Source organism: Humibacter sp. RRB41 (assembly GCF_022761015.1).
Classification (GTDB): domain Bacteria; phylum Actinomycetota; class Actinomycetes; order Actinomycetales; family Microbacteriaceae; genus Humibacter.
In genome coordinates this window covers 529,081-541,364 of record NZ_JAKWJQ010000001.1, presented here as the reverse complement: position 1 = coordinate 541,364, position 12,284 = coordinate 529,081, and the positions used below count along the sequence as shown (strand labels likewise).

The window sequence follows — 12,284 nt, the reverse complement described above, 5'->3', positions numbered from 1 at the left end:
GGTCAGATCTGCGCCATGATCTGGCGAGCGATGATGCGGCCGGAGCGGTTCGCACCGATCGTCGACGCGTACGGGCCGTAGCCGGCGAGGAAGATGCGCGGATCCGTCCAGACCTGCCCCGATTCCACCGTCACGCCGCCCTGTTTCTCACGCAGCTTGAGAGGGGCGAGGTGGCGCAGCTCCGGACGGAAACCGGTGGCCCAGATGATGGCATCCGCTGCGGTGAAGGAGCCGTCGTTCCAGCGAACGCCTTCCGGCTCGATGCGGGCGAACATCGGACGCTCCTTGAGCAGGCCACGGGCGATGCCCGCCGCGATCTTGCGGGTGAGCGGCACCCCGGTGGTGCTCACGAGGCTGGGCAACGCCTTGCCGGCGCGGGCTGCGGCATCCGCCTCGCGCACGGCCGCCACACCGCCCTCGATCGTCAGCACGGACTCCGTGTTGTAGTCGATCGGGCGACGTGATGCCCACGACACGACATCCGCCACGTTCTCGAGCTCGAGCAGAAAGCCGATCGCGCTCGTGCCGCCGCCGACCACGACGACGTTCTGACCGCGGAACTCCTCTGCAGTGACGTACCCGTTCGTGTGTACATGCCGCCCGCGGAATGTACTCGCGCCCGGGTAGTACGGAACGAACGGCGAACCCCATGTTCCGGTCGCATTCACCAGCACCTGGGCGGCCGTCTCGCCCTCGGAGTGCTGTACGACGAGGTCCGCGCCGCGGTTCACGACCGACGAGATCGTGACCGGTCGCCGCACCTGCAGGCCGAAGTGATCCTCGTAGCGACGGTAGTAACCGGCGACGATGTCCTTGGCCGGAAGCGTGCGGTCGGCGGTGTCGAAGCCGATGCCGAGTTCCTGCATGCCCGGAAGGTCGTGCACCTTGTGCGCACTGCCGAGGCGGAGGGCGTCCCATCGGAATTGCCATGCACCACCGGTGCCGGGGCCACGGTCGTAGACGACGAAATCGACGCCGGGTTCAAGCTGAAAGCGCTTCAGATAATAGGCGACGGCGAGCCCCGCCTGGCCTGCACCGATGACCACCACCTGGGCGCGTTCAGACACTGGGGACACGGTATATACCATCATGGATGACTGTGAACGAGTACCCAGGCTGGCAGTGGCCTGCATGCTAAACTCGTCGCTAGTTTTCATTCCCGTTCGGAACCCCGGTTGAGCGTCATCCGCCCCGGGCCTGTCATCGTGAGGGGGTCTCGCATGGGGCGCGGCCGTCAAAAGGCGAAGCACACCAAAATCGCCCGTGAGCTGAAGTCCTACAGCCCGACTGTGGACTACAACAAGCTCGAGGAAGAACTCACCGGGCACCCGCACGACGACGAGCGATACTCGGCATGGGCCGACTTCGAGTCGCCGGACGGGCAGCGGTCGGACGACTTCCAGGAGCGCTCGGCGGGCTGATCGCCGGAGCGCATCGCGGCGCGCATCCCTCACGGGGTGCGCGTTTTGCGTCCCTTCGCGCCCGGTGGTCGAGTAGCGCCGCCACCCCGGTGGTCGAGTACAGCGGGGCAAGGCAGGTCGGCGGCACCGATGTGACAGATGTCACGCGGATGTCGTGACGGGCGTGTGCACGTCGGCGCGAGGCTCCGCCGCAGAGTGGTCGGTATGAACGCTGAACCAGCACGGCAGACCGCGGATGCCGCCACCCAGACCCTCGCGATCGACGCTCGCGGAATCACCAAGCGCTTCGGGCGCGTGCTCGCGGTCGACGGAGTCGACCTGCGCATCGGCCAGGGCGAGGTCGTCGCTTTTCTCGGACCGAACGGCGCCGGAAAGTCCACCACCATCGACATGCTGCTCGGGCTGAGCCGACCCGACCAGGGCGAGGTGCGTGTGTTCGGCGACTCGCCGCGTGCCGCCATCGCCAACGGGCGGATCTCGGCGGTGCTCCAATCGGGCGGCCTGCTGAAGGACCTCACCGTTCGCGAGACGGTGACCCTCACCGCAAGCTTCTTCACCGCGCCGCGGCCGGTGGATGAGGTGCTCGAGCGGGCAGGCATCCTCGACATCGCGGATCGCATGGTCGGCAAATGCTCCGGCGGTCAGCTGCAACGCCTTCGGTTCGCCCTCGCGCTGCTCTCTGACCCAGGGCTGCTCATTCTCGACGAACCGACGACGGGCATGGACGTGGACGGGCGCCGAACGTTCTGGCAAGCGATCCGAGCGGATGCCTCGCGCGGCCGCACCGTCGTCTTCGCCACGCACTACCTCGAGGAGGCCGATCTCTACGCAGACCGCGTCATCCTGGTGCGCAAGGGCCGCATCGTCGCAGACGGTACGTCGGCGGAGATCAAGAACCTCGCGGCGGGCCGAGTCGTTCGCGCGAAGCTTCGCGGTGCCGACCTCGCTGTTCTGCAGACGATCGCAGGCGTGAAGTCTGCCGAGCAGCAGGGCGACACGGTGATCGTCACAACCACCGATTCCGACGCCGCTGCCCGCTACCTGCTCAACCAGACCTCCGCCGTCGACCTCGAAGTCACGTCGCACAACCTCGAAGACGCGTTCGTTGCGCTCACCGGGGACGCAGACGGTGCCGGCTCAGACATCCAAAGCACGGCCACCGCGCCTGCCCGCGAAAACGCATAAGGACGACATCATGACCACCATCTCTCCTGCACTGCAGCAACGCACAGTTCGCCCCTTCGGAGGCTTCAACCTCACCTACCTGTGGATCGAGCTCAAGCGCAAGCTGCGCAACCGACGCACCCTCGTCTTCACACTGGTGTTCCCGGTGGCCCTCTACCTGCTGGTCGGATACCCGCAGCGGGATGTCGCGCTCGGCAATGTGCCGGTGAGCGCAGGCGGTGTCTCCGTCGCCGCGTACATCATGGTGTCGATGGCTCTGTACGGCGCGATGATGTCGGCCACCGCCGCCGGCGGAGCCGTGGCCATCGAGCGCACGCAGGGCTGGAGCCGTCAGCTCAGGCTCACGCCGGTGAGCCCGATCGCCAACGTCGCCACCAAGATCGTCGCGGGGCTCGTCGTCGGGCTGGTCGCCGTGGCGGCCACGTTCGCCGTCGGCGCCGCAACCGGCGTGCGCATGCCGATCCAGGACTGGCTGTTGGCGGGACTCGCCGTGTGGCTGCTCGGCACTCTCGTCTTCACGACGCTCGGCCTGATGATCGGATACCTCGTGCCGAGCGAGAACTCGATGCAGTTCGTGAGCCTGGCGATCGTGCTGCTGTCGTTCCTCGGCGGTCTGTTCATCCCCCTCGATCAGATGCCGGCGGTGATGCACGACATCGCGGTGTGGACGCCGGTATACGGAATCGGTGAACTCGGGCGGGCACCGCTGACGGGTGACGCATTCAACATCCTGGCTCTGCTTAACGCCATCGGCTGGCTCGCCGTGTTCGCCGCAGGAACGGCGCTGCTGTTCCGCCGCGACACACAGCGCGGCTGACCGCGCCGCGAACTGCGAGAGTAGACGGATGAGTGCCATCCGGTTTCCCACGGTGCAGCTGCCGGAACCGCCAGACGATATCGACGTGACGCGACGAGTCGACGCCAGCGTGCCTGGCGCACCGCATCTGGGACGTCGCTGGTACATCGGCCCGCTCGTTGCGGTGTTCTGGCTGGCGGCTCTGCTGTCGTCGTATCTGCACGGCCCGACCAGCTTGTGGATGAATGTGCTCGCGGTTGCAGGCGGCGTCGCGTACGGCGTAGGCATCGTCGCAGCGGTTCCCGTCGCATGGCGGCTCCCGCGAAGTCACCGCCTCTGGGCATCGGTCGCGCTGTTCGCGTTGAGCTTCGTGCTCTGGCCGATCCTCGGCTGGGCAGTCGGGCAGACCTGGGTCTTCGTCGGCATCGTCATCGGTTTGAGTCTGTTCACGATGCGAGTGACGTACCTTCTCACGGGCACCCTTGTCGGGATGGCGCTCGTCTTCGAGTTGGCAGGCGGCGCGACGGTCAGCGGGGGCGTCTGGATGCCGGCGATCATCGCATCCATCACCATGATGGTCACCGGATTCGCCAGGCAGAACGCCACGATCCGCACCTTGCATGCCACTCGGCTCGAGCTGGCCGCGCTCGAGGTGCAGAAGGAGCGCGGGCGGGTGGCGCGCGACATGCACGACATCCTTGGCCACTCTCTCACGGCCATCGCCGTCAAAGCGGAACTCGCCGGCATGCTGATCGACACGGATGCCCGCCAGCAGGCGCGCGCGGAAGTCACAGCACTCGAAGACCTCGCCCGCGGCGCCCTCGCCGACGTTCGCTCGACGGTGGCCGGATACCGGGGCGTCAACGTGGTCGGCGAACTCGCCAACGCACGGTCGATCCTGGCCAGCGCCGGCATCGAGGCACAGCTGCCGTCCACGGTCGACGAGCTGGCGGCGGCGGACCGCGAGCTCGCCGGCTGGGTCGTGCGGGAAGGGGTCACGAACGTCATGCGACACTCGCGTGCGAGTCTCTGTCGCGTGACGGTCCGAGCGAATCTGGTCGAGGTCGACGACAACGGCCACGGTGCCCCCAACGACGGGGCAGACGATGGCAACGGTCTGCGCGGTCTCCGTGAGCGAGCCGAAGCCGCAGGGTGGCGGCTGAAGACCGGCTCGAGCGACCTCGGCGGTTTCCGACTCACTCTCGTGCGGGGAGATGCCGCGTGACCGATCGAACGATCAGGCTGCTGCTCGCCGACGACCAGGCACTCGTGCGCGGGGCGCTCGCCACCATGCTCGGACTCGAGTCCGACATCGAGGTCGTTGCGGAGGTGGGCCGGGGTGACGAGGTCGTGGCAGCGGCGCTCGGCACGAACCCCGACGTCGCCCTGCTCGACGTGGAGATGCCGGGCCTCGACGGCATCACGGCAGCGGCCGATCTTCGGGAGCGCGCTCCTGGCATCCGTGTGCTGATGGTGACGACGTTCGGCCGGCCGGGCTATCTGCGGCGGGCAATGAAAGCCGGCGTCGCGGGGTTCGTCGTCAAAGACACCCCCGCGAAACGGCTGGCGGCAATCGTTCGCGACATCGATGCCGGCATGCGGGTGATCGACCCGGAGCTGGCGGCGGAGTCGCTGGCCTCCGGAGATTCACCCTTGACAGAGCGAGAGACGGACGTGCTCACGTCGGCGCAATCCGGCGGGACGAACGCGGACATCGCACGTGAGCTGCACCTGTCGGAGGGCACGGTGCGCAACTATCTCTCGAGCGCGATCGGCAAAACCGGTGCGCGAACCCGCGCCGAGGCCGTGCGCATAGCGGTCGAGAACGGGTGGCTGTAGGCGCCGCGCTGGTCGGTTACAGCCAGCCGTTGGCGGAGGCCTGCGCAGCGGCATCCGCTCGGTTGCGGGCACCGGTTTTGCCGATGGCCGCCGAGAGGTGGTTGCGCACCGTGCCCTCCGAGAGGTGCAGCTGCCTGGCGATCTCGTTCACGGAGCCGCCGCGCACAGCAACTCGCAGCACCTCGGTCTCGCGTTGTGTGAGCGGCGAGCTTCCGGATGCCAGTGACTCCGCCGCCAGCGCCGGGTCCACCACCCGCAGGCCCTGCGCGACGCGGCGAACGGCATCCGCCAGCTGGGCCGCTGGAGTGTCCTTCACGACGAAGCCGCTCGCACCGGCTTCCATCGCGCGCCGCAGGTAGCCCGGCCGGCCGAACGTCGTCACGATGAGCGACCTGCACTGCGGGAGCTTGCGGTGCAGCAACTCGGCCGCAGCGAGGCCGTCGAGGCCGGGCATCTCCACGTCGAGCAAGGCGACCTGGGCGTTCGCGTCGCGGGCGGCATCCAGCACTTCGTCGCCCCTGCCGACCTGGGCCACCACTTCCAGATCGTTCTCGAGCTCGAGCAGTGCGGCGAGCGCACCGCGCACGAGGGCCTGATCGTCGGCGAGCAGCAGTCTGATCGGTTCGCTCATTCCGCCCTCACTGTGATCAACGTTCCTCCGTCGTCGCTCGGCCCGACCGTGAGCCTGGCCCCGACCTTCGCCGCTCGCTCGCCCAGCCCCGAGAGACCGTGTCCGCCCACGACCGCGGCCGGCATCCCTCGTCCGTCGTCGCCGATCATGACGGCGTCGCGCTCGAGTCCGACCCAGCAGTTCTTCGCGCCGGAGTGGCGCACGACGTTCGTCACGGACTCGCGCAGTATCCAGGCGAACGCCTCGCGCAGCTGGGGGGCGACCACGTCGCCGGATGCCGGAAGATGAGGCACGATGTCCGCCGCCACGAGCGCGGCGTGCGCCGCCGACAGCTCCGTCTCGAGCGTCATGGCGCGGTACCCGGCGACGGATGCCCGCAGGTCGGCCAGCGCCGCCCTCGACAGCCGTTCGATGTCCGCGAGTTCCGCCTCTGCGCGCTCCGGATCCCGTGCGACGAGCTTGCGGGCGAGCTCGCTCTTGACCGTCACCACGGTGAGCGAGTGCCCGAGCACGTCGTGCATATCGCGGGCGAAACGCTCGCGCTCGTCGACCACGGCGAGTCTCGCGATCTCGCTCTGGGCATCCCTCAGGCGTGCGATCGCCTTGATCTGCTCGCCGAAGGTGAGCATCATGACCGAGATGGATGCCGTGAGTGCCGCAACGTACCAGTAGGTGGCGAACGATCCGGTCGCGGCCACCAGCACAAGTTGTGCCCCCACCACGACGACGATCGTGGTGATCGTGAGCCGGGCAGGCAACCAGCTCATCGCGGCCATGATCGGCACGTACAGCCAGAACCACAACGTGTCGAGCCCGATCAAGGGGAACGCCAAGCAGGTGTAGCCGAAGAAAAGGGCATACGCGATCGCGGCAACCGGCCACGGCCTGCCCCACAGCAGCGGAGGAAGCACGACATAGATCGCGGCAAGCACAGCGACGTGGATGGTGAGCAGAGTCGCCACGAGGGGATCGGCATCGCCGACCCACGTCAGGATGATCGGGATCGCAAGGTACGCGAGCCCCCATAGGGAACCGAAGTACCACCTGCGCGCGCCCCGAGAGCGAACTCGGGAGAAGGCATCCCGCCAGGCGGACGCGAACTGACGGCCGCCCGCCCGCGTCGAACCCGTGTCGGTCGTCACGGAGTTCAGCGTAGGCGGGTCGGCGTCGAGGTGCTCGCTGGACAGGATGCTCACTGCCTGGCAGCGTCGCGGCGGTAGCGCCAGATGATGAAAGCGCCGAGCACCAGAGTCCAGGCCAGCAGCACGAGTACGGGCTCGAGAACGTCGCCGCCCAGGTGTGCGCCCATCTGCCCGAGGCGGTTGAGCCAGTACGACGGAACGATCTGAGCGATGTTCGTCATCCAGGACGGGAGGACCGATAGCGGGACCCACAGCCCGCCGAGGATCGCCATTCCGAGGAAGACCACCATGAACAGGGGCTGTGCGAACTGAGGCTTGGCGAACTGGCCGATCAGCACCGCGATCAGGGCGAACGGGATGACGCCGAGCCAGAGCCCGAGCGCCGCCATCGCCCAGGCTGCCGGGCTCAACGACGCGTGGAAGACGATCACCGAGATGACGATGAGGGCGACGATGCTGACCAGGGCGACGGACAGAGCCGCCACGACCTTCGAGAGCAGGTAGCCCATGCCGCTGAGCGGAGTGAGCCGCAGCTGACGATTCCAGCCGACTGAACGCTCTGTAACGATCGTGAAGGCCTGTCCGAGCGCGGCCATCATGCCGCCGTAGCCGGCCATCTGAACCGTCGTGACGACGATCCACGGCAGCCCCGTGACCTTGTCGAACTGGCCGCTCGAGCCGTAGATGCCGCCGAAGAGCAGCAGCATGACGAGCGGCACAGCGAACGTGAAGATGGTGTTCCGCACGTTCTTCAGCTGGCGGAAGGACTCGAGTCCCAGGTACGCGATGCTCATGAGCGGTCTCCGATCAGGGTGGACTCGCGGCCCGCGGAAGAGGTGGTCAGGGTGGACTCGCGGTCGGCGGAAGACGTGGTCAACGCGAGGAACGCGTCATCCATCGAGTGCGCGGTGACCTCGATGTCGTGGATGTCGTTGTGGTGCGAGAGCAGTGTGCGCAGGGCGGAGTCCGAGTCGTCGCTCACTACGGTGAGAACGTCGCCGCGGTGGTCGACGCTGCGAACGCCGGGCAGCTCGAAGAGCTCGGCCTCGATCTCCGCGCTCCACACGAAGTCGAAGGATGCCCGGATGCGGCGGCCGCTCACCACGGCTTTCACCTCACCCGGAGTGCCGTCGGCGACCACGCGACCGGCGGCCATCATGACGATGCGGTCGGCGTAGGCATCCGCCTCGTCGAGATAGTGGGTGGCGAAGACCACCGTGCGGCCGGCGTCCGTGTACTCCCGCATGGACTGCCAGAACGTGCGGCGGGCTTCGACGTCCATCGCGGCCGTCGGCTCGTCGAGAATCAGCAGGTCGGGGTTCGAGACGATCGCCACGGCGAATCGCGCCCGCTGCATCTGCCCGCCGGAGAGCTTGCTCACGCGCTGCTTGGCGATCTCGGTGCATTTGGCACGCTCGAGCGCCTCCTGCACCGACAGCGGATGCCTGTGCGCCGCAGCGATCAACGCCACCGACTGCGCGACGGTCATGGTCGGCAGCAGCGCCCCGCCCTGAAGCATGGCGCCGACACGTCCCGTCTCGATCGCCGCGCGAGGTGTGCCACCGAAGAGCTCGGCGGCACCCGTCGTCGGAGTGGCCAGTCCCAGCGCCATGTCGATCGTGGTCGACTTGCCCGCGCCGTTCGGCCCGAGCAGCGCGACGACCTCGCCGGGCTGAATGGAGAGGTCGATCCCGTCGACCGCGGTGAGGGACCCGAAGGTCTTGCTCAGGCCCGTCAGCGCAATGGCTGGAGCCTCGATGCCTTGTCTGGTGTTCACGCTTCCTATCGAAGCGGTGAACGGATGCCCGTGCCTCGGCCACCCATCACGTCACGTGGGTGACATTTGTCACTGCGCGCGCCGCGCCTCAAGCAGAATGCGGCTGCTGTACGACACGAAGGCGCCTTCGCGCCGAATCGTCTCGTGCACGGCGCGCAGCCGGTCGCGGTACCGATCGACAGTGAAGTCGGGCACCGTCCAGACCACCTTGCGCAGAAAGTGCACGACGGCAGCGGTGTCGAAGAACTCGATGCGGGTGCGTTCCTCGCGCAATGAGACCACCTCGAGGCCGGCATCCGTCGCACCCGTACGCAACGCGTCGATGCGGGCGACCTGGCCACGCGGCTGCGGCCCCATCAGAAGCTCGTACAGCTCGCTGTTGGACCGTTCGCCGATCTGCTGCGACAGGTACGTGCCGCCCGACACGAGCACCCTGGCGATCTCGGCGAAGTCCGTGACCACCGGATGCCTGCTCGTCACGAGCGCGACGCTCGCGTCCGCATACGGCAGCGGGGCATCCTCTGGCGACTCCACGACGATGCCATCGAACTTCTCCAGCGCCGCCCGTGCGATCGCCACGTTCGGATGCCAGCCCTCTGTCGCCGCGACCACCGGCGGTCGCGGATCGGCGCCGGCCAGGATCTCCGCGTACACCTCGCCGCCGCCCGTCTGCACGTCGAGCACGCTGGACGCGTTGCTCGCGCGAGCCGCGGCCATGCGCGCGTATCCCCAGCTCGGTCGCTCCTCGGTGGCGCGGCCGCTGAACCAGGAGAAGTCCCAGCCCTCGGTCGGCACGGACTCGCCCTCGGCGACCAGGTCATCGAAGTCGGGCATCCGCCCATCGTGTCACGCCACGTCTCATCCGTCGCACCTGGCGGCTCGGGAGGTGTGACGTGCCACGTGCGACGGATGAGACGGGTTCGGCTGCTAGGTGCCGATCGGGCGGGTTGAGGCGGGAACGGATGCTGCCATGGCCGGAACCCACCACTGCGGGTCCGTCCACCTGCCGGAAAGCTCGGCATGAGGCAGATCGGGAAGGTAGGAGGGATCGGCCGAACGACGATCCTGCACGGATTCGTGCAACACGGCGTCGTCGGGGATGCGACGGTGAAGCGGGACCAGAAGGTTCCACGCCCACGAGTTCTTGTGCAGCGGCGCCGCCGCCGCATATGCCCGCTCCACAGCGCAGTACCTGGCGTACGCCTCTGCGGGCTCGGCGTCGCGCAGCAGCAGGTCCTGACAGACGCCGTCGAAGACCCACTTCAGCGCGATCGCGGCCAGGTCGTGGTTCTCGAAGGTTCCTCCGACGTCGCAGTGGACGCCGGGGAACCACACCTCCTCGAACCCTCCCCGCGGGTCGACGGGCACGTAGCGGAACGGGCGCCGCTCCTCGTTGATCGAGACGGCGTGCCGCAACCGTTTCACATTCCAGAGCGACTTCGTGTCGGGCCATTCCAGGCTGCCGAGGCCGCCGAACCACGCTTCGACCGTGTCCCAGACACCGAGATATTCGATGGGGACCGCGTGGATGTCCTTCCCGAGCTTGGCGGGAACGTCCGGGTGGAAACCACCCGACGCGGCGGCGACCGGCTGTCCAGGCGTACCCCAGCACAGGGCATCCGCGAACGCCTTCGCCTCGCGGGTGCGGCGTGCGATCGCCTTCTTCGTGCCCGCCGGCTTCACGTACTCCTGCACCGCGTAGGCGACCAGGTTGGAGGAACCGGAGCGCAGCATGCCGGGCCGGGCGAGCAGCCCGACGAGCGCTCGTGCCGTGAACGCGCCGCGGCTGAAGCCGAAGATGTACACCCGGTCGCCAGGGTGGTAGCGCTCCATCAGCCAGTCGTACGCCTGACTGACCTTGCCCCTCATGCCGAAGCCGAATGCGAGACCGAACGCCCGTGAGAGCCACTTGCCGATCACACCGCGGGCCGTCGCGGACGGCAGAGTACCGACCCCGGGGTCGTAGTACGCGACCTGCTCCGCCGGCCGGTCGAGGTCGAGCATCATGAACACCTTCGCGGCGTTCGTCGGGTGATAGTCGAGCTCGTTGCTCGTGCCGTCGAGACAGATGACGATGTTCTTCGGTGGTGCGGGCGGCTCGTTCGGGTCGAGCCGCCCGCCGGTGCGTTCCGCTGTCATCACGAGCCTCCGACGTTATCTACAAGGAGACGTCGTCCGCCCGTTTGATACGAGAGATGCTCACAAACCCGCCGGTTGAGTAGCGCGCGGCAAAGCCGCACGCGCCGCGGGCGCTGCTCGACCAGCGACTAGGAGTAGTCCCCGACGAGGCGCACGGCGCCGCCGTCGACACCCTTCGCACCCTGCTCGTAGCCGCCGATGTCGTGCTCAGCGGTCGACACCGCGCCGACCTGCCACGCCGGGATGCCGTCCACCGCGAGGGTCGAGACCACGGATGCCGCGGCATCCGCTTCGACGACCGCGAAGAAGCCGACGCCGAGATTCCAGGTGCCCTCTGCACTCTGCAGCGTCGTGCCGGCGAGGTCGCTCAGCACGCGGAACACCGGCGAGGGCGACCAGGTCGAACGGTCGACATCCACCCACGATCCGCGTGGCAGCACGCGCGCGAGGTTGGCGGCGATGCCGCCACCGGTCACGTGGGAGAGCGCGTGAACGGATGCCCCGCTCGGCGACGCGAGCACCCGTAACAGCGGCGCCGTGTAGAGTCGCGTGGGCTCGAGCAAGGTCTCGCCGACCACGCCGCCGAATTCGTCCAGGCGGTCGGTGAACGCGATGTTCCGCTTGGCGAGGATGTGGCGCACGAGCGAGTATCCGTTGGAGTGCAGGCCCGAACTGCCGAGCGCGAGCACGACGTCGCCGTTCCGCACCTTCTCTGGGCCCAGAACGGCATCCGCCTCGACCACACCGGTCGCGGCGCCCGCAACGTCGTAGTCGTCTGCACCGAGAAGCCCGGGATGCTCGGCCGTCTCGCCGCCGACGAGCGCCGTACGCGTCTCGGAGCACGCGGCGGCGATGCCGCGCACGATGTCGGCGATGCGCTCAGGCACCACCTTGCCGCAGGCGATGTAGTCGGTCATGAACAGAGGCCGGGCTCCGACCACGACGATGTCGTCGACCACCATGCCGACGAGGTCTTGCCCGATCGTGTCGTGCTTGTCGAGCGCTTGCGCGATCGCCACCTTCGTGCCGACGCCGTCCGTCGACGTGGCCAGCAGTGGGCGGTGGTAGCCGCGCAGCACGGATGCGTCGAACAGGCCGGCGAATCCACCGACGCCGCCCAGCACCTCCGGCCCGTGCGTCTGCGCCACTGCCGACTTCATGAGCTCGACGGCGAGGTCACCCGCCGCCGTGTCGACGCCGGCCTCGCGATACGTGCTGGTGGAGTTGTCGGTCACGTGATCCAGGGTAGCCGGGCGAAACGGCGTGCTGGATTTCGGAGATCCGAGGCGACACGCCGCTGTGGCGAATTCACGGACGGCGCGTCGGCGTGAATCTCCGAAATTCGGCACACCGT

Annotated in this window: 13 protein-coding genes; 5 read left to right on the top strand and 8 right to left on the bottom strand. The window is 67.9% G+C overall.

Annotated features, from left to right (window positions below; all coding sequences use genetic code 11):
- Positions 1-2: 2 nt before the first annotated feature.
- Complete coding sequence (locus MJ603_RS02650) at positions 3-1,067, bottom strand: NAD(P)-binding domain-containing protein (RefSeq protein WP_243062107.1); 1,065 nt, start codon at positions 1,065-1,067, stop codon at positions 3-5.
- A gap of 153 nt (positions 1,068-1,220) precedes the next feature.
- Between MJ603_RS02650 and MJ603_RS02645 the strand changes: the two genes are divergently transcribed.
- From MJ603_RS02645 to MJ603_RS02625, 5 genes are all read left to right on the top strand, one after another.
- Positions 1,221-1,421, top strand: coding sequence for a DUF3073 domain-containing protein (locus MJ603_RS02645; protein WP_243062106.1), 201 nt, complete (start codon positions 1,221-1,223; stop codon positions 1,419-1,421).
- A gap of 204 nt (positions 1,422-1,625) precedes the next feature.
- A complete protein-coding gene (locus MJ603_RS02640; protein ID WP_243062105.1) occupies positions 1,626-2,606 on the top strand; it encodes an ABC transporter ATP-binding protein in 981 nt (326 codons plus the stop codon).
- Between the two features lie 10 nt (positions 2,607-2,616).
- Entirely contained in the window at positions 2,617-3,423 is an 807-nt protein-coding gene (locus MJ603_RS02635; protein ID WP_243062104.1) for an ABC transporter permease, read from the top strand.
- A gap of 28 nt (positions 3,424-3,451) precedes the next feature.
- Complete coding sequence (locus tag MJ603_RS02630; RefSeq protein WP_243062103.1) at positions 3,452-4,627, top strand: sensor histidine kinase; 1,176 nt, start codon at positions 3,452-3,454, stop codon at positions 4,625-4,627.
- The gene (locus tag MJ603_RS02625) at positions 4,624-5,241 is read left to right on the top strand and encodes a response regulator transcription factor (protein ID WP_308220557.1); all 618 of its coding nucleotides are present in this window, start codon (positions 4,624-4,626) and stop codon (positions 5,239-5,241) included. The genes MJ603_RS02630 and MJ603_RS02625 overlap by 4 nt, the downstream gene beginning before the upstream one ends.
- 16 nt (positions 5,242-5,257) lie before the next feature.
- On the opposite strand, the gene MJ603_RS02620 is transcribed toward MJ603_RS02625, so the two are convergent.
- The 7 genes from MJ603_RS02620 to purM form a co-directional block, all read right to left on the bottom strand.
- Positions 5,258-5,872: a response regulator transcription factor gene (locus MJ603_RS02620; RefSeq protein WP_243062102.1), complete on the bottom strand. Its 615-nt coding sequence runs from the start codon at positions 5,870-5,872 to the stop codon at positions 5,258-5,260.
- Entirely contained in the window at positions 5,869-7,068 is a 1,200-nt protein-coding gene (locus MJ603_RS02615) for a sensor histidine kinase (protein ID WP_243062101.1), read from the bottom strand. The genes MJ603_RS02620 and MJ603_RS02615 overlap by 4 nt, the downstream gene beginning before the upstream one ends.
- Positions 7,065-7,808 (bottom strand): ABC transporter permease, encoded by a 744-nt coding sequence (locus MJ603_RS02610; protein WP_243062100.1) that lies wholly within the window; start codon positions 7,806-7,808, stop codon positions 7,065-7,067. Before MJ603_RS02610 ends, MJ603_RS02615 begins: the two co-directional genes overlap by 4 nt.
- The gene (locus MJ603_RS02605) at positions 7,805-8,791 is read right to left on the bottom strand and encodes an ABC transporter ATP-binding protein (RefSeq protein WP_243062099.1); all 987 of its coding nucleotides are present in this window, start codon (positions 8,789-8,791) and stop codon (positions 7,805-7,807) included. The genes MJ603_RS02610 and MJ603_RS02605 overlap by 4 nt, the downstream gene beginning before the upstream one ends.
- A gap of 69 nt (positions 8,792-8,860) precedes the next feature.
- Positions 8,861-9,625 (bottom strand): class I SAM-dependent methyltransferase, encoded by a 765-nt coding sequence (locus tag MJ603_RS02600; RefSeq protein ID WP_243062098.1) that lies wholly within the window; start codon positions 9,623-9,625, stop codon positions 8,861-8,863.
- A 93-nt stretch (positions 9,626-9,718) separates the two neighbouring features.
- Positions 9,719-10,930 carry a DUF2235 domain-containing protein gene (locus tag MJ603_RS02595; protein WP_243062097.1) on the bottom strand — a complete coding sequence of 404 codons (1,212 nt, stop codon included), beginning with the start codon at positions 10,928-10,930 and terminating at the stop codon, positions 9,719-9,721.
- Positions 10,931-11,058: 128 nt separating this feature from the next.
- Positions 11,059-12,165 carry a phosphoribosylformylglycinamidine cyclo-ligase gene (gene purM / locus MJ603_RS02590; protein WP_243062096.1) on the bottom strand — a complete coding sequence of 369 codons (1,107 nt, stop codon included), beginning with the start codon at positions 12,163-12,165 and terminating at the stop codon, positions 11,059-11,061.
- Positions 12,166-12,284: the final 119 nt, after the last annotated feature.

Coding starts and splice junctions, on each gene's coding strand:
- MJ603_RS02645 (WP_243062106.1), top strand. CDS start 1,221: ATGGGGCGCGGCCGTCAAAAGGCGAAGCACACCAAAATCGCCCGTGAG.
- MJ603_RS02640 (WP_243062105.1), top strand. CDS start 1,626: ATGAACGCTGAACCAGCACGGCAGACCGCGGATGCCGCCACCCAGACC.
- MJ603_RS02635 (WP_243062104.1), top strand. CDS start 2,617: ATGACCACCATCTCTCCTGCACTGCAGCAACGCACAGTTCGCCCCTTC.
- MJ603_RS02630 (WP_243062103.1), top strand. CDS start 3,452: ATGAGTGCCATCCGGTTTCCCACGGTGCAGCTGCCGGAACCGCCAGAC.
- MJ603_RS02620 (WP_243062102.1), bottom strand. CDS start 5,872: ATGAGCGAACCGATCAGACTGCTGCTCGCCGACGATCAGGCCCTCGTG.
- MJ603_RS02610 (WP_243062100.1), bottom strand. CDS start 7,808: ATGAGCATCGCGTACCTGGGACTCGAGTCCTTCCGCCAGCTGAAGAAC.
- MJ603_RS02600 (WP_243062098.1), bottom strand. CDS start 9,625: ATGCCCGACTTCGATGACCTGGTCGCCGAGGGCGAGTCCGTGCCGACC.
- MJ603_RS02595 (WP_243062097.1), bottom strand. CDS start 10,930: ATGACAGCGGAACGCACCGGCGGGCGGCTCGACCCGAACGAGCCGCCC.